This is a genomic window from Mesorhizobium sp. C399B (assembly GCF_030323185.1).
Taxonomy (GTDB): domain Bacteria; phylum Pseudomonadota; class Alphaproteobacteria; order Rhizobiales; family Rhizobiaceae; genus Mesorhizobium.
Genome location: NZ_CP100472.1, coordinates 1,418,616 through 1,437,122, shown reverse-complemented (window position 1 = coordinate 1,437,122; position 18,507 = coordinate 1,418,616). Strand labels below are relative to the sequence as shown.

20 protein-coding genes are annotated in these 18,507 nt (G+C 59.6%); 10 read left to right on the top strand and 10 right to left on the bottom strand.

Annotated elements, in window-relative coordinates:
* Nucleotides 1-35: 35 nt before the first annotated feature.
* The 6 genes from NLY36_RS06825 (at nucleotide 36) to NLY36_RS06800 (ending at nucleotide 7,958) form a co-directional block, all read left to right on the top strand.
* A complete protein-coding gene (locus tag NLY36_RS06825) occupies nucleotides 36-1,040 on the top strand; it encodes an SDR family NAD(P)-dependent oxidoreductase (RefSeq protein ID WP_023691489.1) in 1,005 nt (334 codons plus the stop codon).
* Nucleotides 1,037-2,314, top strand: a complete 1,278-nt coding sequence (locus NLY36_RS06820; protein ID WP_023706594.1) for a hypothetical protein — start codon at nucleotides 1,037-1,039, stop codon at nucleotides 2,312-2,314. The genes NLY36_RS06825 and NLY36_RS06820 overlap by 4 nt, the downstream gene beginning before the upstream one ends.
* Entirely contained in the window at nucleotides 2,301-3,560 is a 1,260-nt protein-coding gene (locus NLY36_RS06815; RefSeq protein WP_023706595.1) for a polysaccharide biosynthesis/export family protein, read from the top strand. Before NLY36_RS06820 ends, NLY36_RS06815 begins: the two co-directional genes overlap by 14 nt.
* Before the next feature lie 71 nt (nucleotides 3,561-3,631).
* The gene (locus NLY36_RS06810) at nucleotides 3,632-4,546 is read left to right on the top strand and encodes a class I SAM-dependent methyltransferase (RefSeq protein WP_023737038.1); all 915 of its coding nucleotides are present in this window, start codon (nucleotides 3,632-3,634) and stop codon (nucleotides 4,544-4,546) included.
* Between the two features lie 335 nt (nucleotides 4,547-4,881).
* Entirely contained in the window at nucleotides 4,882-6,594 is a 1,713-nt protein-coding gene (locus NLY36_RS06805) for a type I secretion system permease/ATPase (protein ID WP_023737037.1), read from the top strand.
* Nucleotides 6,595-6,620: 26 nt separating this feature from the next.
* Nucleotides 6,621-7,958 carry an HlyD family type I secretion periplasmic adaptor subunit gene (locus tag NLY36_RS06800; RefSeq protein ID WP_023737036.1) on the top strand — a complete coding sequence of 446 codons (1,338 nt, stop codon included), beginning with the start codon at nucleotides 6,621-6,623 and terminating at the stop codon, nucleotides 7,956-7,958.
* Nucleotides 7,959-8,129: 171 nt separating this feature from the next.
* Here NLY36_RS06800 and NLY36_RS06795 read toward each other — a convergent pair whose 3' ends face one another.
* The gene (locus NLY36_RS06795) at nucleotides 8,130-9,560 is read right to left on the bottom strand and encodes a coiled-coil domain-containing protein (protein ID WP_023737035.1); all 1,431 of its coding nucleotides are present in this window, start codon (nucleotides 9,558-9,560) and stop codon (nucleotides 8,130-8,132) included.
* Between the two features lie 772 nt (nucleotides 9,561-10,332).
* Here NLY36_RS06795 and NLY36_RS31510 point away from each other — a divergent pair.
* Nucleotides 10,333-10,563, top strand: coding sequence for an aminotransferase class I/II-fold pyridoxal phosphate-dependent enzyme (locus NLY36_RS31510; protein ID WP_084026284.1), 231 nt, complete (start codon nucleotides 10,333-10,335; stop codon nucleotides 10,561-10,563).
* A 1,171-nt stretch (nucleotides 10,564-11,734) separates the two neighbouring features.
* Here the strand turns inward: NLY36_RS31510 and NLY36_RS06790 are convergent.
* Complete coding sequence (locus tag NLY36_RS06790; RefSeq protein ID WP_023713845.1) at nucleotides 11,735-12,247, bottom strand: response regulator; 513 nt, start codon at nucleotides 12,245-12,247, stop codon at nucleotides 11,735-11,737.
* Nucleotides 12,248-12,476: 229 nt separating this feature from the next.
* Here NLY36_RS06790 and NLY36_RS06785 point away from each other — a divergent pair, with 229 nt between their 5' ends.
* The 3 genes from NLY36_RS06785 (at nucleotide 12,477) to NLY36_RS06775 (ending at nucleotide 13,286) form a co-directional block, all read left to right on the top strand.
* Nucleotides 12,477-12,722, top strand: coding sequence for a hypothetical protein (locus tag NLY36_RS06785; protein ID WP_023729558.1), 246 nt, complete (start codon nucleotides 12,477-12,479; stop codon nucleotides 12,720-12,722).
* Nucleotides 12,709-12,942, top strand: coding sequence for a hypothetical protein (locus NLY36_RS06780; protein WP_023737034.1), 234 nt, complete (start codon nucleotides 12,709-12,711; stop codon nucleotides 12,940-12,942). Before NLY36_RS06785 ends, NLY36_RS06780 begins: the two co-directional genes overlap by 14 nt.
* A 98-nt stretch (nucleotides 12,943-13,040) precedes the next feature.
* Nucleotides 13,041-13,286, top strand: coding sequence for a hypothetical protein (locus NLY36_RS06775; RefSeq protein ID WP_286461765.1), 246 nt, complete (start codon nucleotides 13,041-13,043; stop codon nucleotides 13,284-13,286).
* A 69-nt stretch (nucleotides 13,287-13,355) separates the two neighbouring features.
* On the opposite strand, the gene NLY36_RS06770 is transcribed toward NLY36_RS06775, so the two are convergent.
* The 8 genes from NLY36_RS06770 to NLY36_RS06735 all read right to left on the bottom strand — a co-directional run bounded on the left by NLY36_RS06770 (nucleotide 13,356) and on the right by NLY36_RS06735 (nucleotide 18,463).
* Complete coding sequence (locus NLY36_RS06770) at nucleotides 13,356-13,589, bottom strand: hypothetical protein (protein ID WP_348524906.1); 234 nt, start codon at nucleotides 13,587-13,589, stop codon at nucleotides 13,356-13,358.
* A 109-nt stretch (nucleotides 13,590-13,698) separates the two neighbouring features.
* Nucleotides 13,699-14,013: a hypothetical protein gene (locus NLY36_RS06765; RefSeq protein WP_023696399.1), complete on the bottom strand. Its 315-nt coding sequence runs from the start codon at nucleotides 14,011-14,013 to the stop codon at nucleotides 13,699-13,701.
* A 9-nt stretch (nucleotides 14,014-14,022) separates the two neighbouring features.
* Nucleotides 14,023-14,262, bottom strand: a complete 240-nt coding sequence (locus tag NLY36_RS06760; RefSeq protein WP_023696398.1) for a hypothetical protein — start codon at nucleotides 14,260-14,262, stop codon at nucleotides 14,023-14,025.
* A gap of 102 nt (nucleotides 14,263-14,364) precedes the next feature.
* Entirely contained in the window at nucleotides 14,365-15,117 is a 753-nt protein-coding gene (locus NLY36_RS06755) for a GGDEF domain-containing protein (RefSeq protein WP_023687765.1), read from the bottom strand.
* 165 nt (nucleotides 15,118-15,282) lie between these two features.
* Nucleotides 15,283-15,996: a thermonuclease family protein gene (locus NLY36_RS06750; protein WP_245260260.1), complete on the bottom strand. Its 714-nt coding sequence runs from the start codon at nucleotides 15,994-15,996 to the stop codon at nucleotides 15,283-15,285.
* Between the two features lie 13 nt (nucleotides 15,997-16,009).
* Nucleotides 16,010-17,209, bottom strand: coding sequence for an ABC transporter substrate-binding protein (locus tag NLY36_RS06745; RefSeq protein ID WP_023736104.1), 1,200 nt, complete (start codon nucleotides 17,207-17,209; stop codon nucleotides 16,010-16,012).
* Nucleotides 17,210-17,307: 98 nt separating this feature from the next.
* On the bottom strand, nucleotides 17,308-17,817 hold the full coding sequence (locus NLY36_RS06740; protein WP_502882034.1) for a transglycosylase SLT domain-containing protein: 510 nt from the start codon (nucleotides 17,815-17,817) through the stop codon (nucleotides 17,308-17,310).
* Between the two features lie 274 nt (nucleotides 17,818-18,091).
* On the bottom strand, nucleotides 18,092-18,463 hold the full coding sequence (locus NLY36_RS06735; protein ID WP_023736102.1) for a hypothetical protein: 372 nt from the start codon (nucleotides 18,461-18,463) through the stop codon (nucleotides 18,092-18,094).
* Nucleotides 18,464-18,507 lie beyond the last annotated feature (44 nt).

Genomic DNA, 18,507 nt, shown 5'->3' with positions numbered 1-18,507 from the left:
GGAAGCGTTCCAAACAGCCAAGGGAATGCGCAGTGATGAGCTACAATGGAAAGAAAGTCCTGGTGACCGGCGCGGACGGATTCATCGGTTCGCATGTCACGGAGGCGCTTGTTCGCAACGGGGCAGATGTCACAGCCCTTGCCCTTTACAATTCCTTCGACAGCCATGGATGGCTAGACGATCTGCCGGACACCATCCGCAGCCAGTTGAGGCTCGTCCGTGGTGACGTCCGCGACAGTGCGTTCCTTAACCGGATCATGCGCGGCCAAGCCGCGGTTTTTCATCTGGCGGCGCTTATTGCGATTCCATACTCCTACGCCGCTGCCCAGTCCTATGTGGAAACCAACATCTTAGGCACGGTGAATGTCCTCGAAGCGGCGCGCCTGTGGGAGACGGAGCGGGTGATCCATACCTCGACGAGCGAGGTCTATGGAACTGCCCAAACCATGCCGATCGGCGAAACACACCCCCTGCAGGGACAGTCACCTTATTCGGCATCCAAAATCGGCGCTGACATGATGGCGGAGTCCTACGCCAGGTCGTTCGATGTCCCTGTGGTCATCATGCGACCCTTCAACACGTATGGCCCGCGCCAGAGTGAACGCGCCATCGTGCCGACCATTATCCGGCAGGTCCTCGACCCGAAATGTCCTGCAATCATGGTCGGCGATACCAGTCCGATCCGCGACCTGACCTATGTCGAAGATACCGCGACAGCGTTCCTGACCGCAGGTCTCGCCCAACTCGAGTTCGGCCACGCCTACAACGCTGGCAGCCAACGCGCCGCGACCGTCTCGGACGTATTGGCCATTGTTCTTGAGTTGACCGATTGCAAAAAGCCGGTCCGTCGTGATGAAAGGCGCCTGAGGCCGCAAAATTCCGAAGTTCGCGCCTTGCTCGCCGATTCCTCGCGCTTTGAACGTGAGACTGGATGGCGGACACAGACCAGCCTGCGCGATGGGCTGGAGCGAACAATCACGTGGTGGCGCGAGCGCCTTAGTGAAGGCCGGGTACGGCGCGAAGTGGGTTACATGACATGACCCTGGGCGGCCGTCATGCGTTGGCGCTGTTGCTGGCTGCCGGTGCCATATCTCCCAACATCTACGTTGCCGGCGGCCGTCAAAGCAAGGCAGCGGAGGTGGCGGCCACAGCGGTCGTGAACAACCTGCCGGGCTATGTGCGCCAAACAAGGGATCCTTGGTCTGGCATGGTTTTCGCACGGATCACCAGACCGGGCGTTCTCGGCCGGGCGGGTGTATGCGGGAAGAAGTACTGCACCCACCGTTACTCAAGCGCACAGGCTTGGAATGCCGACCAGAGCCTGCTCCTGATCGCCAATGGCTGCGGTGGCCTGTGCTTTCTCGACGGACAAACCTACTTGCCTTTGTTCCACCGCAACCGCGCGACCGAATGCGAATGGCATCCCACTGATCCCGAGTTGATGATCTGCGTCGGGGGCCGGCAGATTGCGACATGGGCCCCACGTACCGATCATGAGGACGTCGTGTTCGCCTCCGGAGCGTACTCCAACCTCAAATTTGGACCCAACAAAGGCAATCCGAGCCGCGACGGCAGCCGGATTGCGGTGCGTGCAACGAACAATGACGGCCGAGCGGTGGTTTTTGGCTACGATCTCAAGCAACGGCGGAAATTCCCGGATATCGATCTTGCCGAATTCCCGGGAACGACCGGCTCCTGCTCGATCTCACCACTCGGAATCAACATAGTGTGTTCCCAGCAATTACCGGACGGAATCGAAGCGAGTTTCGTCTTCTCCATCGACGGCATATTGCGCCAGAAGTGGATGGAGCACCATCGACCGGGCCATGGCGACATGACGGTCGATTCCGACGGAAGCGAAATCTATGTCGGGATCAGCAAATCGGATCCTGACAAATATCAGGTGATCAAGCGCCGCTTGGCTGATGGCAAGGCTACCTCGCTGATGAAATATGGCGAGGCCATGCATGCGTCACTCAGGTCGCTCGGCAGGCCCGGCTGGGTGTTTCTGAGTTATGGCGGCACGCCAGCCGAACTATCGCAGCACCCGGATTGGGCGCCTTACGCTCAGCAAGTCATTGCTCTGCGTCTAGACGGCAGTGGAGAGGTCCGCCGTGTCGCAGACACGCACAACGCGCCCTTCGACTACTGGAGCGAGACGCATGCCTCTCCCTCTCCGGACGGCTCCCAGGTGGTCTGGTCCAGCAACTGGGGCGTGCCCGGTGGCCCGGTATACGATTTCGTTAGTCGTGTTGAATGGCCTTTGAAGCCGGTGTTTGACCGGAAGGAGATTGTCGCAAATGACCTTCAGTAGACGATACGTTCTTGGCGCAGTCGTGATGATGTCGCTAACCTCGATGGCTTGCGCAGGCGAGGTCGAGCCCTATCAACTCTCACCTGGCGATACGGTCGAGATAGGAATAGCGCCGATCCCTGATCGGACGCAGCGCGCCGTAGTCCAGATGGATGGCAATATCGCCCTTCCGGAGGCTGGAATGATCATGGTCGCAGGCCTGACGGCGTCCCAACTGCAAAGGCGCATGCAAGAGGTCTTGCCAAGCAAGATTTTTCACGTGCGTCTGACTGATGGGCGGGAGCAGACAGTTACTGTCGAGCCCGACGATGTCACAGCGATCATAGCGGACTATCGCCCGATCTATGTAACGGGCGATGTGCTCACCCCGGGACAACAGGCCTACCGTCCGCTCATGACTGTACGGCAGGCGCTGGCCGTCTCCGGCGGCTTCAGTCTTTTGCGATCACGGGCAGGCCAGGCCGGGCCTGATCCGGTTGATCTCAAGCGCGACTACGAAATGCTCTGGGGAGATTACACGAAAGAATACCTTCACGCCGCCCGCATTCGCGCCGAGCTTCAGGGCCAGGCGGATTTCGACAAGAAGACACCACAGGGATCACCTCTTTCGCCGAGCGTTGTAGCCGCGATGGCACAGGCTGAAGCAGAGGCGCTGAAGGTTGCGCTGAGTGATTTCCGGCAAGAGCAGGATTTTCTGGAGAAGGGCCGGACGGACGCTGCCGAGCAAATTGGCGTTTTGCAGAAACGCGAACGAGTCGAGGGCGAGAGCGTGAAGGCGGATGAGCAAGATTTGGCGCGAGTGACGAAGGCATTCGATGCAGGCAATCTGACCAACACCCGGCTCGCGGATGTCAGGCGCGCGTTGCTTTTATCTTCAAGCGGCGCGCTTCAAACCTCGGTCGAACTGATGAGGGCGCGGCGCCAGCAGGAGGACTTTGTCAGACAGCACGAACGCAACGACAATCAAAGGAGGATTGGCCTGCTGACGGATCTGAAGGACACCAACGCCCGGCTGGCGGATGTCACCGCCAGGCTCCATGCCGCCAGCGAGAAGCTGCAGCCGACCGGAGCATCCACACAGCCATTGCCGATTGCCGGCGAAACGGTACGGGCCCAGGTGACCATCGTACGCAAGATCGGCAATGAATGGCGCAAGCTGTTGGTTGACGAAGATGCGATTGTGCTGCCGGGGGATACTGTCGAAGCCAGATTCAGCAGTGAACTGCAAAGTGTGGCGGTCCAATAGGGCGTCAGCCGCAGTCCGTGCGGAGCTTACTGTTCTATCGGGGGGCGAACCCAACTGAACGGAGATCCAAGGTGAGGCGCATTTTCAACCAGGGAGCGACCCTGACACCCTCAACGAACGCGGATCAGGTGACGCAGTCGTCAAGTTATGCTTTCCATATGCCGTCAGCGCGAATTGTGCGGTCCAGGTCGCGCGCCGGTGAGTCCGGAAATTGGCAGGAATTTACGTCTAGCAAGGAGAGCAATGCGCAGGGCGGCTTCGTGTCGGACGGCTACAGGACCAGCCATTGCGCGCCCGGCTACGGCCAACACTACAACAAAACACACAGGTCCGGCTATTATGGCGCGCTTTGGGAGAACATCGAAAAGCCGCTGATCCTCGACGTTCTTCGCCCCTTGAGCGGAGCTAGCCGAAACTGCCTCGATTTCGCATGCGGAACAGGCCGCATCGCCGAGGTAGCCGCCGGCCTCTTCAGCGAGGTGGTTGGCGCCGACGTTTCCAGAACTATGCTCGACAGCGCTCAAGTACCGCCCAATGTGAGTTTGCGTCACGTCGACCTGACAAGGGAGAATTTGGGTATGACGTTCGATGTGGTAACCGCATTTCGTTTTTTCCTGAACGCAGAGGATGAACTGAAATGGCATGCACTGAAAGCGATCAATGAGCACCTGAAAGATGGCGGGCGGCTTGTGTGCAACGTTCACATGAATGCGACGTCGCCCGTCGGCCTGGCGTGCCGGCTGCTCAATCGAGTGTCTGGACGCACAATTCGCCACACGCTGAGCGCGGCGAGGTTCAAGGCCCTCCTGACTGCCTCGGGATTCACCGTCGAGCAGACGATACCGTACGGTTACCTGCCTCGGCCGGGAAACCTGTTGCCAGGGTTCTGTGAAATGATGATGCAGCCTGTCGAGAAGGCCTGCAGAAGGCTTTGCGTTCCTGGCCAGCTGGCGCAACACTTCCTGGTTGTTGCGAGGAAGCGCTAAAGCGCGAAAATGTCCCGAAAAAGGGCAGGGGGTGGTTTTCTTGGGCCGCTCCGCCCGGCATGAAGCCCCGCCCAAATACCATGGAACGGCAGTTTTCCCCCGATTTGACATGTGGGTTCCGGGTTTCTGAGGGCAGCGCCACGATTTTGCTACATTTTGACTAAAGTCCAAGCATGTTAGTGGGGCGTAATATTAGAAGGCTAAGGGGATACGCTCCTGAACAGCAAGAGATTGTCGGTGCCCAGTGGGGCCAGTGAGCTTGCGCAACGATCACTCACGGGAGGTCGAAGCCTATGAACCCTGGTGGAAGGAGTTCGTCGGATCTGCGAGGCGCAATGCTTGGGACCGTGCCTGGCCTGGTAGGCGTCGGCATCTTCTCGGCAGTCATAAACCTTCTCGCCCTGACCGGCTCGGTCTATATGCTGCAAATTTACGATCGCGTTTTACCTTCGCAGAGCGTTCCGACGCTTGTCGGGTTCACCATCGGAATGCTGGGTCTTTACGCTGTCTACGGGCTGCTGGATTTCGTGCGGCTGCGCCTGCTGGTTCGAGTGGGCAATCGTGTCCATAGGAATTTGAAGCAGAGGGTGTTCGGCCTCTCGCTGTCCTTGCCGCTCATTGGCGGGCAGGATGCGAACCGGATACAGCCCCTCCGTGATCTCGATCAGTTACGCGGCTTCCTTTCCGGAATGGGGCCGACTGTTATATTCGACGCTCCGTGGATTCCATTTTACCTGCTGATCATCTATTTCCTGCATCCTGCGCTCGGTCTGTTGTCCACAAGCGGTGCGATCATTGTCGTGCTGCTCACGGTCATGGCGGAAGTTCTTGGCCGCACATCGGTGACACGCGCGTCCGAGACGCTGGTGTCGCAACGCAATCTCGCCGAATCCGGACGCCGCAACGCGGAAGTCGTACGCGCGATGGGCCTTTCCGCACGGCTTGCCCACCGCTGGGGCGAGATCAATAACGCATATCTGCGGCACCAAGAGAGGCTTTCCGACGTCGTCGGCGCCACCGGGGCACTCTCTAGGGCACTGCGTTTGGCCTTGCAGTCCTGCGTTCTTGGACTGGGTGCCTACCTGGTGATAGGAGGCGAAGCCTCGCCAGGTGTGATCATCGCATCCTCCATCTTGCTGGGTCGCTCATTGGCTCCTGTTGACGCCGCTATCGCGAACTGGCGAGGCTTCGCCGCGTTCCGGCAAAGCTATTCGCAACTGGCAACGGCGCTGGCCGCTTTTCCTGACCGGGACGAACATATGGAACTTCCGCGCCCCCAAGCGGAGCTTGCGGTCGAGGACCTGACCATAGCGCCACCGGGCCAGCAAAAACCGACGGTAGCCAATGTCAACTTCCGCCTGGCTGCAGGGACGGGAATGGCCGTTGTCGGCCCGAGCGGCTCTGGCAAAAGCACGCTTGTGCGCGCGCTGGTGGGCGTCTGGCAGCCACTTCGCGGCACGGTGAGGCTGGACGACGCCTCGCTTGACCAATGGGACCAAGAACACCTTGGAGCACATATTGGCTACCTGCCCCAGGACGTCGAACTGTTTGATGGAACGGTTGCCGATAACATTTCGCGATTTGGCGGGAAGGGCGACGCCAAGGGCGTGCTGGCAGCTGCCAAGGCAGCGGGCGTCGACAAAATGATAATGCGATTGCCGAACGGTTTTCAAACTCGCATGGGCGAGGGAGGAACAGCGTTGTCGGCTGGACAGCGGCAACTCGTAGGGCTTGCCAGGGCACTTTACGGCGATCCGTTTCTCGTCGTTCTGGACGAGCCGAATTCAAATCTGGACGTCGATGGCGATACCGCCTTGGCCGGCGCGATCCTGGCAGTGCGCAGACGTGGAGGCATCGTCATCGTAGTTGCGCACCGTCCTTCTGCCCTTACCAACATCGACAGGGTACTCGTAATGTCCAATGGGATGCTTCACGCCTTCGGCTCACGCGAGGAGGTCCTGGCCAACGTCATCCGCCCCTTTGCTGCGCCGGTTGAACGCCCGGCAGCGGCCGTCGCGATGCACAAAGGGGTGAGCGGTCACGCATGAGGGATATTTTTTTGTCTGAGGCGACGATGGCTCCATCGGCCCCGATCGGCAATGGGAGCCGGCGCAACGCGATTTCGGGCACGCGCGATGGAATCGGGGCCAACCTGATCCTGGGTGCGGCGGTCACGGTTATGTTGCTTGCCGGCGGCGGGCTCTGGCTCGGTCTGACCAAGATTGCTGGCGCGGTAATTGCGCCGGCGACCGTGGTGGTCGAGAGCAACATAAAGAAGGTGCAGCATCTGACGGGCGGCACGATAGGTGGCATCTTCGCGCAAGACGGGGATCATGTACGGGCCGGCGATGTGATGGCACGGTTGGACGACACACTGACACGGGCCAATCTGCTGATAATTAGCAAGGATCTTGATCGGGCAACGGTTCGGCTTGTGCGGCTGGAGGCAGAGCGGCAAGGCCTGTCGGAGATGCAGCTTCCGTTCAGCCTTCAAGCGCGAATGGGCGAGCCGGAGCTGGCTGCGCTGGTGAACGGCGAGCGCACGCTGTTCGACAGCCGCGCTACGGCCCTCAACGGGCAGAAGGCACAATTGCAAAGCCGCTCAAAGCAACTCGAACGCCAAGTTGAGGGCCTCAAGGCGCAACAGACCGCGGAAGAACAATCCGTGGTCCTGCTGGATGGCGATCTTGTCGATGTACAGGCGCTTTTTACAAAGAAACTGGTGTCCAAAGAGCGACTTAGCAACATCAGACTGGATGCCACCCGGGCGCACGGAGAATCAGGGCGCCTCGCGGCGGCAGTTGCCGAGGCGCAGGCCCGGATCAGCGAGACCGAATTGCAGATTCTTCAGCTCGATGAACAAAGGCGTAGTGACGTAACGAGCGAACTTCGTGAAACGGAAGCCAAGCAAACCGAACTCAGCGAGCGCAAGGTTGTGGCACAGGACGAACTGGCCAAAACCACCATCCGCGCTCCGCAATCGGGAACGGTACAGGAATCTTCCATTCACACGATCGGCGGCGTGATTGCCGCGGGCGAAGTTCTGATGATGATCGTCCCTGACACCGGCAACCTTGTGGTCGACGCGCTGATTGCGCCGTCGCGCATAGATGACGTTCGTCCAGGTCAGCGGGTCTCGATCCGGTTTCCGGCTTTCGACGCCGGCACCACGCCTGCCTGCCAAGGGTCTGTCAAGCGCATCTCGGCGGACCTGATAAAAGATCAACAGCGCCAGCTTTCTTATTTCTCGGCGCGCATCAATGTCGAAGACAAGTCCACCTGTCTGACCGATGCCAAAGTGCTCAAACCCGGTATGCCAGCGGAGGTTCACATAAGTACGGACGAACACAGCGTCTGGTCTTATCTGCTGAAGCCGCTTACCGACCAGATGTCGAGGGCTTTCCGGCAGTGACATGGCGGCTGTCAGCGGTCGATCGCAGGCACACTGCAGGCGTGCATGCTGACATATTGGGGTAGGCGACGTGAGGCCGACAGGGGTGACGCCGGCGGCCGACGCGCGAGGCTCGTCTGGGACATTGTCATCGACAGGAGTGACTGCCTCGGGAGGAGAGGTTCTTTGCTCCTACAACGCAGCGAGGGCCCTGCGGCGGCCACGGCGCGCGGCATGCACCGTTCGGTCTGCAGTCACCGCTACATTTGCCACGTCAGATGTATGCGGCAAGGCGTTCGCGCTTCCATGCGACCTCTTGTAGGGCAGCAATTCCCTGACCCGAGCATTGACCGAGGCAATTTCGACCCGCAAGTCCTCGCATTCCTGCCGTCTCACATCGAGTTCAATCTGATCGGACGCCTGCTGCATGGACAGCTGTGCAAAATCTGCGGCGATCTTGGAAAGGTTCACCTTGTTGGTTTCGGCCTCCTCGGTGAGTGCGGCCAACCTTTCGTCGGTCACCTGTTTTTCCGCCAGGGCGTCGCTCCATTGTAGCTGGAGCCTGGCGATCTCGGCCGCGGCCTCGTTGTTTGCGATTGAGGCGAGTTCGAAGCGCGATTGGAGACTTTGAATTTCTGAGCGCAATCCTCGGTTCTCAGCCTGGCAGCGTTTAAGCTCGCCATCCATGTCCGCCTGCATAATCCTGGCTGCTTCGGTCACCTCCCATAGCTTCGCCTGCGCAACCTCGAGTGAGGTGTGCAACTTGATTGCCTCTTTTTCGCTCTTGCCGAGCGCACTCAGCATTTCGGAATTTCGCGCAGCTTCGTTGGCATGGATCGTGGAGAAGGCATCCAGCCTATGCCGTGCCTCTTCCTCCCGCTTCATGGCCTTTTCCAGGTCAATAGACAGGCTCACATTCTTTTCACGCAGCTGTTTGTTCTCTCGGGAGCGCCTGTCGGCCTCGACATTTGCGGCGGCAAGCATGTTCGTGAGGTCGCCAAATTCCGCTTCGTTCTTTGTGGTGGTGTTCGCCGCTTCGACCAGCTCCAGCCTTGCCGCGGCCAATGCGCCACGGAGCACTTCGCACTCCTGAACAAGGCTTGCCTGGCGCTGCTGCAATGTCTCGACCGTGCCCTGACGCTCACAGTACCGTCTGTTCAGGTCATTGAGTGTTTCCGACAAGCTCCTTTGATCTGCGATCAGATTTTGATTCGCCAACTCCAGCTCGTTGGCACGGAGAATGTCCGCGTGAAGGATGTGAAAAAACTCGAACGTCAGTTGACATGTGCTTGTAATTTCGGAGATTTTTGCGTTGATCTCCTCGAAATGGAGCTTGGCATCGTGGAACAAGCCGTTAAACGAGCTCACGGCAGCAATTCGGCTCTGCGTGTGTGAGGTCAGCCGATGTGCTGGTATCGGCGAGCTATCATCGTCGTCGCCGGCACCGCCCTCACTCCGTACGCTGTCATCCTGTTCGTTGTTGTCGCCTGCCATGTTTGGCACGTCGGCGACATCCTCCAAATCGAGGCACTGGTCGACAGCGTTAGCCAAGTCAGCTTCGAGATCGTCGAACGACCTCTCCACATTGTCCTCGGCGCGTCTGATCAAATCCCTGAACTTCATGACTTCATCCCCTGCAGCCGCATGCCCGGAACCATTGAGGCACGAGGACTGAGATGCTTTTGTATCGAGAGCTCAACTCAGCGTCTTCGTTCAATCAAACGATGCCAGGGCGCCGGCGCCGCGAGGAGCCGAGAGCTGCGATTGGAAGGCCCTACATCGGTCTAGGTGCCTGCTGACTTATTCTTGAGGACTGCGCGGCTCCCCTTCTTGCCATCGTCTTGGCGTCAATGGTGTGTTGCCTGGGCACATTAACGCTCAGGTGCAGAAGCCCCGACGAACGGCCCGGCACAGCCTCTTGTGGGGCGCATCAGGCGGCCGGGCCTAACCGGCGGTTGAGTGTTTTGGTTTGCCGGCTGACTCACCATGCGACATTGGCGAGGCAAGCGCATCATTCGAACGAATTGGGGACCGGCCGCCTGGCCGCTCAATCACACTAAGCTTCCGTTGCCGGAGCTGGCGACGAGGTGCTTTGCCTCGAGCCTTGGTATCTCCATACGAAGCGGCAATACGCGCCGATGGAGCAGTGGTCCGACCCGTCAAACTATCGCTGCAAAATGCGCGGCGGAAGGCATCCGAGGATATTCTCCGTTCAGCGGTAGGAGATCGAACGCGGGCGATCTTGCTGAATTCCCCAAACAATCCCGGCGGATATGTATTCGGCAAGGAGGATCATTGCCACATTTGCCGAGCGGCACAATCTATGGATCATCAGCGATGAGGTTTACCGCAGCACAGTGTTCGACGGCGAGTTCCTCTCAATAGCATTCCCGGAATGAGAGAGCGGACGATAATTGTGAACAGCCTGTCGAAGTCTCATGCAATGACCGGCTGGAGGCTAGGGTGGACGCTTGGGCCGGTCTCGGCATCAGTTCATCTGGAAAATCTTGCGCAATGCATGCTCTTCGGATCGCCGACCTGTATTCAGGATGCCGCAGCGGTGACTCTCGATGAGGCGGTGACGAAGAGATGCGGTTTTCTCAAGCGAACTGAAGCGCAGACGTGATCTGATGTGCGCGATCGCACACGAAAGTTCTGCTTCTTCTCTTTTTTCGTTCCGACGACAGGAGCCGCCGGCAGCCTTCGGGCGCCCTTCTGCCGCTGATTTGACCATTGCTGTGCGGATGTTCGCCGGGATATCCGTGAACCTTATCGTCCGCTGCGGCGCTCAATTTGCTTGGGGTTCTTGGAACCGTTCCGAACTTTCTCCTTGCGCCTCCGATCGAGTTGCGCGTGCTCATGCGGGGCGCTGAGGTGTCTCGATCCGCAGTGGCGCGGCCATTATGCGACGAAGCCTATTAGCTTAGTTGAAATTTGTCCCCAGCGGACGGGAACGACGCTTGGCCGTGTTAGTTGATTTGAATGGAGCAGCTAAGAAAAGATCTGGCATTGCTTACGCGACCCGGCTTCTGGATAGCTTTCGGCATTTTGTTGCTGCTTTACGGGATTCAGGTCTTTTTTCTAATTCGGGCATGCCAATGCCTTTAGCCTGGAACATCGATCCCCCTAGCTGGAACGCGGTCTGTCCATCTCCCGGCGGCTGCGCCGATAGCGTTGATCAACGATATATTCATTTATAAGCCTGCTATTCCCGGGGATGCCGAGGTTGGCAGCGCCTGCATCGTTGAATACGCACGTGGCGCTCCCCCAAGGTAGGTGGTTACCATTCTCGCGCAGCCGGTGAGCATTGGAGCCCGCACTGTGTTGGACGTGCGCTCATGCGTCGGGAAATTTCTTATAGACAGGGGAGGGTCTGTCAGGCTGGAAAATCACAAGCTGCCCCGCGAATGAGGAAGCAAAAAAGGTGCAAGACCAGATCGATTTCTTCCGGGCAACTCGGTCCTCGCATCATCGCCGATCAGCGGCCGTACCGTCGAGAACAAAAATGCGCACGATCTCAGCCGGTCGGCCTCGCCAAAACATCCGGACTTCCGGACGGGACAGTCGGTGCCGCGTCTCGTCCTGTGGCCCGCGCTATGCTGACGCTCCTACGGTATCCCGTTCACCGCCCGCGGCAGGAGGGCGAATTTCCTCCGTCCTGCGCGCGACAACCGTCCACTGTTGCGGCCGCACGCAGGACTGCGGCTTATACGCCGTTCTTCCTTTGAGCGGCGTCCAGTTCGCAGGGCTAAATCACCATTGGTATGCAGACGAGCCTCTCGGCGTCTGGACAGAGATCAATTGCGCTTTGCACCAGGGTTCCTGGATCGTAAGCTCCAAACACGCTGCAGTCGCCTGATATGGTCCACTACGTTGGCCGGCTCATACGGCTTCGCAAGGTGCGGGCCTTGCTGACAAAGGTCGCCCGCCGCGATCGCAGTTCGTTCTACTGCGGCAGAAAGCACTATTTTGACCTCGGGCTTGTTCTCGCGAACCCACTTCGACAGTTGGAACCCGTTCATGTTGCCCGGCAGGTCAACGTCACACAAGACGGTGTCCACACCGAACTCCGCATAGTTCAACGCTTGCTGCGCCTCACGTGCGAAATGGGCCTCAATCACCCTGTAGCCACAGTGGCGGAGATAGTCCGCGATGACGCATCGGGCGATGACGTCGCCGTCAACCACGAGGATCGTTTGGCTCTGTTGGTTCGGGGCTTCCATTGACGGAGAACGGTCAGCAACCGGCAGGGTTCCAAGCATCATGACCTGCGCGGGATGCCGACCGAAGATCGCGGCGAGATTCTGCACGAAATGATCCCTGCCGGCGGGCGCATTCAATTCAGCGGAGCGATGCCGCACTGGTGACGCCGTTTGCCACCTGGTCAACGAGACGGGCTAGAAGGCATGGTCTCGAAGCTCAAGGGCAGTCCATATCGCAGCGGCAAACGAGCGCTTGGCGCAAGATCAAGTGCTTTGAGGAAAAGGAAATGCAAATCACGGTGCACAGCGCGAGCGCGGCAAAGCTACCCAGGTGATCATGGCTGAAAAGGGCCTCTACAAAGGCGGCGCACTCGTCAACTTCAATGCCGATGAGCGGCAAGCGCTTTGGGATCGTGTCCAGGGCAAGGTTGGCGGCCCGGTCCCGAAGGGACATAAAAAGGAAAAGGCCGAGTGGCTGAAGCCCGGACTGGTTGGCTGGGTCGAGACCCTCAAAGGCGAAGAGAAGCTGCGGCACGCAAGGCTGCTGGATTTCCGGGAGGATGATGCAAATGGCCATGCCTAAGAAAGATCAGGAACGCGCCACCTACGCCTGGATGTACGGCGCCCAAGCGCGCAAGGATGGCAAGGAGCGTGAGGTGCCAGCTTACTGGCAGGAACATGCCAACGCGTGGCTGCAGGGCTTTGACGGTGTGGCGATGGACCGTTTTGGCAAGACCAAGACCGTCAACGACGAGATGGAGGCCGAGGTCGACGAAGCTGCCGTCGAGCGCCCCGACGAATAGCCATTTTGCCGTATGCCGTATGGTCGTTTTTAATTGGAGAAGGGTTTCGTTGGGCCTATAAAGATTGCGTTTACCATTGCCTTTTTAGGGAGAATGCGATGGTTGCAACGCCCATAGAAATCGCTCAAGCCGCTACTGCGACTACGGCCACCTTGCTGAAGTGGCAGAAGTCCATGGAGGAACGCGCCACGTTTCGCCAGAACATGGATCAATCGCGCAGGGCGATTCAAGCCACACGCGATCTGCTGAAGCGCCTTCGCCAACGTCATCGCGACGACATGGCGGAAAGTTCGGAAAATGCCAACCCGTCTACTGTGCCGATATCGCAACGCGCCGGCAGCTAGCGGGAGGCGACCAGAGCCGATGTGAAGGAGAAAGTTTCAGTGGGCTGTTCCTGGGGTCGGCAACGAAGTTTAAGCCTTGTCAACCAGCGACTTTTTTCGCCCGCGTGGAAGTGCCACATGTCTTTCGACAAGGCGCACGTGCTCGGCCTCGACAGTCACCAATGGCCGGAGGCTGACGGTTACCTTGTCCCCGTCGATGCGTGTGACAGGGCCGATCAATTCCATATGCTGGCCAATCACAGTCTTCCAAGTCGAATCGACAACAGAATGCGGGAAGTCGTAGGAGGGGATCGTCACGCTCATGCGATCGGGCGTCACCCGGCCGCGCACAATCGCCGTGACTGCGACCTCGTCGCCAACTTTGATACTTCCCCGAGCGATGCCCAAGACTTTGGAGCAGCCGGCGCCGGCGTCAAGATGAGGGGGAGCTAATAAAACCCCTCCGCGCCGCGATTGTGACGCGGGGCGATCCGATCGCCGCCAGCGACTTAGCAGCCAATTGACGACAGCGGCCGAGAAGCCTGGCATCCCTGCCGACCAAATCAACGGCGAAATCGAAAGCGCCTTCGAACTGTGAGAGAGGGCCGGGGCTGTGGCCGGCTGGCTTGCGGTTAATATCGACCACAAGCTGAATGGGCGAGGCGACGAGGTCATCAGCCTTGCTGGTTCCGACGTCGACGCGCTTGTGATCCCCACCGATGAAGAGAGAGCCGTGGGGGTCCAGCATCTGTGTGCCTCAAGCTTTGTCGCTCGTACCCTGAGCGCCGAACCTGATGCTACTCGCGCGGCGGGTGTCTCGACCTGTCAGGAGTTCGGCGGCAGCAGCATGGTCCGATAGCCGGCCATCAAGGCGATCAAGGTTGCTGCAACCAGCGGCAACCAGAACTTGGTCGGTCCGGCAAATACTGCCAGCGATGCGCGGCGATGCCGTCAGCACCGTCAGGAACCAGACCTCCCACGGGTTGAAACCGCCCATGGGTCAATCGTCCGGTTTGGCAACAAGGGCCAAGATGATCGCTGCCGCAGCCGTGCGGCAAGACATTTGCGGCGGTGTTCCTCCGGCAACGACTTGTTTCAGCTAGTTGTGGAGGTGCGACAATTGAAATCCGGGCTGGCGTTCGACGCCGGATAACAGCGATTCCGCCGATCGGAACATGTCCTCGAATTCCAACTCGTTTTCAAACACCACGCCGCCGACGCTGATGGTCAGCGTGTCCGCGGTTCCTTTTGGCGCGAAATAGGCTTGGGCCACGCGCGCCCGGATACGGTCGCCGATCTCCCTGGCGTCGTCTTCTGTCGCACCGGGCAGAAAGACCCCGAACATGGAGGTTCCGATCCGGCCCACCAGATCTTCCTTGCGTACCGATGACTGGATGGTCGAGGCTATGAGCCGCAAGGCTTCGTCACCCCAGCCAAGGCCGAAGCGCAGATTGATGGACCTGATGTGTTCGGGATGAATGACCAGGAAGGCGCCAGATCTTGGACCAGACGATTCCGGCCTGGTTGCTCTCCTTTCGACCATCGACGTGAAGACTGTCCGGTTGAGGCAGCCTGTCAGGCTGTCAAAGGTCGCCGACTTGTTGAGTTCTCTTCGATAACGGACGAGCTCGGTCCGCTGCAGTCCAATGAACAGGAAAAGTGGGCCACCGACGATGACCGGCAAGAGGATCGCTGTGACCATGCTGCGGCCGAAGGGCGTCAAGGCTTCCGAGAACAGAAGCAGATAATTTAGGCCAACCGAGAGGAGCAGAATTCCCGCCGATCCCAGGGCAGTCAGCCATGCGATATCTTTCCATTGCCGGGGCGAGCTATTCGCCATTGGTGTCATCATTAGCCAATCTCCCGCCTGATCGGCTGTCATAAGGCCAAGGTGCTGCACTTTCAGTTTCGAGGAAACATACAATTTTAGTAATGGCGCAATCACCTACCATCGGCCCGAAATCAGCCCTTCAAAAGCAAGGCTACGGCGGCAAAAGCAACGACACCGAATTATCGGCTATTGCGGCGGGCCGAATATCCCCATCTGCGCGTCTCTGGCCACTGCCTCCGCCTTGCCATAGATGCCACTCGCCAAGGCCGTCGCCCAGCCATTGGAAACAAGCCACGCGCCGACATCCTGCTTGCCCAAGCTGCACGGTGCCGCAATGGCAAAACGATCGATTTCCGGCGGCACGACGCATTTCAGCGCCCGGCCGCGCAGCCAGGAATTGAACGTCGCGCGCGCACGCTGGCCGCAAGGCCAGGCGATGCCACGAAAGGAACAGGTCTCATCCAGGTCAATGCCTTGGATCCCGCTGATGACTACCTTGCGCCCCATGGATTCGAAGGTTGCCGACGAGGTGGCAACCGGTTGGTAAAGCAAGACCCCTGGCCAATCCTTTGGCATCCGCATCCCTGCAGGCGCGGCCAGACCAAGGTCGCTGAGCGGCGGGCGCGGCTCGACCCGTTCGATTTGCGCCGAATCAAGCTGTGGCGGCGCGATAAGGTCCTGAGCAATCTTGCGTGCCCGTCCTCGCCATGGCGTATTGGCGACGGTCGCAACTGGTCGCATTGGCTGGCTATCGTCGATGGATTGACGCGGCGCTGGTATCGGCCGATCGATGGGAAGCAGATCGGCGGCCCGGATTATCAACAAGACCCCGGACAGGAGCAGCAGGCTTCCGAGCAATATCAAGCGATTGTGCCTCAGCCAGCCCATCAACTCAAGCAAGGTTCCTTGCCCCTCAATACCCCGATGTCGATTTGGCGACCAGCTTGAGTGCACCTTTTCGAACCTGGTAGAAGGGCATGGATCGCTCACTGGAGCCATCCGCCCGAAACCGGAACAGGCCGGTCGATCCGCGAAATCCGCTCCGATTTTCGAGCACCTGCTTGCTGAAGCCGTCAGGCCCGGCCGAACTTGCAATTCCTGCTGTCAGGGCGACCATATCATAGGCGTAGGCGACATTGGCGTCGGCTGGATAATTGTAGGTCGTCTTGAAGCGGTCGGCGATCGGGCCGGTTTCGGTTGGGTCGAGCGTGGCGATGTAGGAGCTCTCAAACAGCGGCTCCATCGGATGTTCCAGCCAGCGGTTGGTTCCAATGACGGCGACTGCTTTTCCAGGAATGCCTTTCGTTTTGAGCGCCGCAAGGATCTGCGCCGGATTGTCGTCGCCGCTGGCGATGATGATGGCATCGGGAGCCTCGACCAGCGAGCCCATATCATTGACCACTTTGGTGCCGCCATCGCCGGCCGGATACGGAATGGTGACGGCGAGCGTCGCGCCATAGATGCTGAGGCTGTTGGCGACCCGCGTTTCAACCGCGCCGGCATTCGCTCCTGCCGCGACGAGCAACACGAACTTCTTGCTGCCTTTGGCCGCCAGGCCGGCTGCGCCCGCGGCCGCGCTGTCGGCCTCGTTGAGGCGCACCGCATAGACGCCCGGGCCGCCGGCGAAATTGTCGGCCAGCGCCAGCACCGGCGGTCGCTTCGATCCCGAGAGCTTGGCTATGTGCTGCGCGGCCGCGAGTTCGACCGGGCCGATGACGATCTTGGTTCCAGTGGTGATCGCCTTCACAGCCAATTCGCTGGCGTGCGCGCTGTCGCCCTTGGTGTCCTCGACCGTGACCGTGAGCAGGACATTTCCAAGGTCGGCCATCGCCAGCTTGGTCGCATCGAGCATCTTCCGGCCGTTTTCGCCGGCGACTCCCGGGGCCGACAAAGGCAGCAGCATCGTGACCTTCGTCGACCCGGTGCCGAGCGATCGCGTGGCTTGGGCCGGGCTGGCAGCGGTGCCGGCGGCCGGCGCTCCGGGTGCGGCGATCGCCGCCTGGTCGAGCGCGTCCGAGACGCTGCCTTTCGACTGGCAGCCCGACACTATGCCCGCTAACGCAAAGACGATCGCCCACGTCCACGAACCGTGTCGCTGCCGGCCAGAATCCATGATGCCTCCCTCATATCCCGCCGGGTATTTGTCCCGGTCTCATCCGTTCATCTTACGGCAGACTTGCCTCGCCGTCTTTGCAATTGCTGGATTATGGCTCAGCCGTCGAAAAGTCTTGCCCGGAGCGCCTTGATCATTCTGGCTTGCCCGGCGCTTCGATAGTCCGTGCATTTCATGTATCGCGGGCCCGGCACGAACAGCCGGCGCACACAAATCCGCCTCGCCGGGGCAGGGGCACCATCGTCTCCTGCTGTCGGGAATGCGGAGAATCCGAACGTCGCCACCGGCAATGGCCCGGCCACCGCAAAACCTTCTCTCGCCAGGATTGCGCGCGCATGCCGGCAGTAGCGGACCGAAAGTTCGGAGAACCGGGTTTCACCGTGCCCGGCGCGATATTTCATGACGGTCGTGCAAAGATCGCCTTCGGCAAGGCTGTTTGCCTGCGCCAGATATCTGACGCCGAGCGCGATGTTGGTCGCAGGGACCGCGAGTTCGTCGAGCGAACCGCGAAAGCCAAGCATTCGCGCCGTCGCCGGCATCACTTGCATCAACCCGACTTCACCATCGGCGCCGTGCACATCGGGATCGAATCCGCTTTCGATCTCCATCACCGCGTGCGCCAGCACCGGCTCCAGGCCGTAGAGCGATGCCTGGCACGTCGCGAACGCCTTGAATGTCTCGCGCGTCCATTCCGGAGCGAAATCGCAGCGAACCGGCCGCGTCAAGCCGGACGGAGCTTGCTGCTCGAGGGCAGGTCGTTCCAGCCAGTTGGCACGGGCTTCAGGGGCAAAAACGGCCAGTGCGATCGCTCCGGCAATCGCTCTCGACAATCTTCCACGGGCGATCATCGTCAGCCTGTCGGCGCGACTTGATCCCTTTCGGTCAGTTCATGTACTCGACCATGCGGTCGTGGAAGCACTCGCACTTGTTGAGCGTGTCCTCGTCCTTGTAGTTCGTCTTGAGGTAGCCATAGGCCATGCCGCAGGCGACCTTGGCTTCCGACGCCCAGACGAAGGCGGGGCGGGACGAATTGATCCATTCCGAGCTGTTGGCGACGGCCACCGACTCGTCCATCAGCTTGACCACCTGGACCTTGAGATCGACGATGTTGTCGTTCAACACCAGGTTCGATGTGCCGACGGTCCGGCAATGGTCGGCCACCGGCCCGTCGATGATGTCGGCGGCATAGCCCGTCGATCCGACTGCCAGAAACAGCGTCGCAGCGGAAACCAACAGTCTTACGGAACGTTTCATGATGAGATCCCCTCTGTATTCCTAATCTCTAATACATAGCATAG

Coding starts and splice junctions, on each gene's coding strand:
- NLY36_RS06815 (WP_023706595.1), top strand. CDS start 2,301: ATGACCTTCAGTAGACGATACGTTCTTGGCGCAGTCGTGATGATGTCG.
- NLY36_RS06760 (WP_023696398.1), bottom strand. CDS start 14,262: ATGGGCGGTTTCAACCCGTGGGAGGTCTGGTTCCTGACGGTGCTGACG.
- NLY36_RS06795 (WP_023737035.1), bottom strand. CDS start 9,560: ATGAAGTTCAGGGATTTGATCAGACGCGCCGAGGACAATGTGGAGAGG.
- NLY36_RS06775 (WP_286461765.1), top strand. CDS start 13,041: ATGGTTGCAACGCCCATAGAAATCGCTCAAGCCGCTACTGCGACTACG.
- NLY36_RS31510 (WP_084026284.1), top strand. CDS start 10,333: ATGAGAGAGCGGACGATAATTGTGAACAGCCTGTCGAAGTCTCATGCA.
- NLY36_RS06785 (WP_023729558.1), top strand. CDS start 12,477: ATGGCTGAAAAGGGCCTCTACAAAGGCGGCGCACTCGTCAACTTCAAT.
- NLY36_RS06820 (WP_023706594.1), top strand. CDS start 1,037: ATGACCCTGGGCGGCCGTCATGCGTTGGCGCTGTTGCTGGCTGCCGGT.
- NLY36_RS06825 (WP_023691489.1), top strand. CDS start 36: ATGAGCTACAATGGAAAGAAAGTCCTGGTGACCGGCGCGGACGGATTC.
- NLY36_RS06740 (WP_502882034.1), bottom strand. CDS start 17,817: ATGGAGATCGAAAGCGGATTCGATCCCGATGTGCACGGCGCCGATGGT.
- NLY36_RS06780 (WP_023737034.1), top strand. CDS start 12,709: ATGGCCATGCCTAAGAAAGATCAGGAACGCGCCACCTACGCCTGGATG.
- NLY36_RS06745 (WP_023736104.1), bottom strand. CDS start 17,209: ATGGATTCTGGCCGGCAGCGACACGGTTCGTGGACGTGGGCGATCGTC.
- NLY36_RS06735 (WP_023736102.1), bottom strand. CDS start 18,463: ATGAAACGTTCCGTAAGACTGTTGGTTTCCGCTGCGACGCTGTTTCTG.
- NLY36_RS06755 (WP_023687765.1), bottom strand. CDS start 15,117: ATGATGACACCAATGGCGAATAGCTCGCCCCGGCAATGGAAAGATATC.
- NLY36_RS06765 (WP_023696399.1), bottom strand. CDS start 14,013: ATGCTGGACCCCCACGGCTCTCTCTTCATCGGTGGGGATCACAAGCGC.
- NLY36_RS06800 (WP_023737036.1), top strand. CDS start 6,621: ATGGCTCCATCGGCCCCGATCGGCAATGGGAGCCGGCGCAACGCGATT.
- NLY36_RS06805 (WP_023737037.1), top strand. CDS start 4,882: ATGCTTGGGACCGTGCCTGGCCTGGTAGGCGTCGGCATCTTCTCGGCA.
- NLY36_RS06770 (WP_348524906.1), bottom strand. CDS start 13,589: ATGAGCGTGACGATCCCCTCCTACGACTTCCCGCATTCTGTTGTCGAT.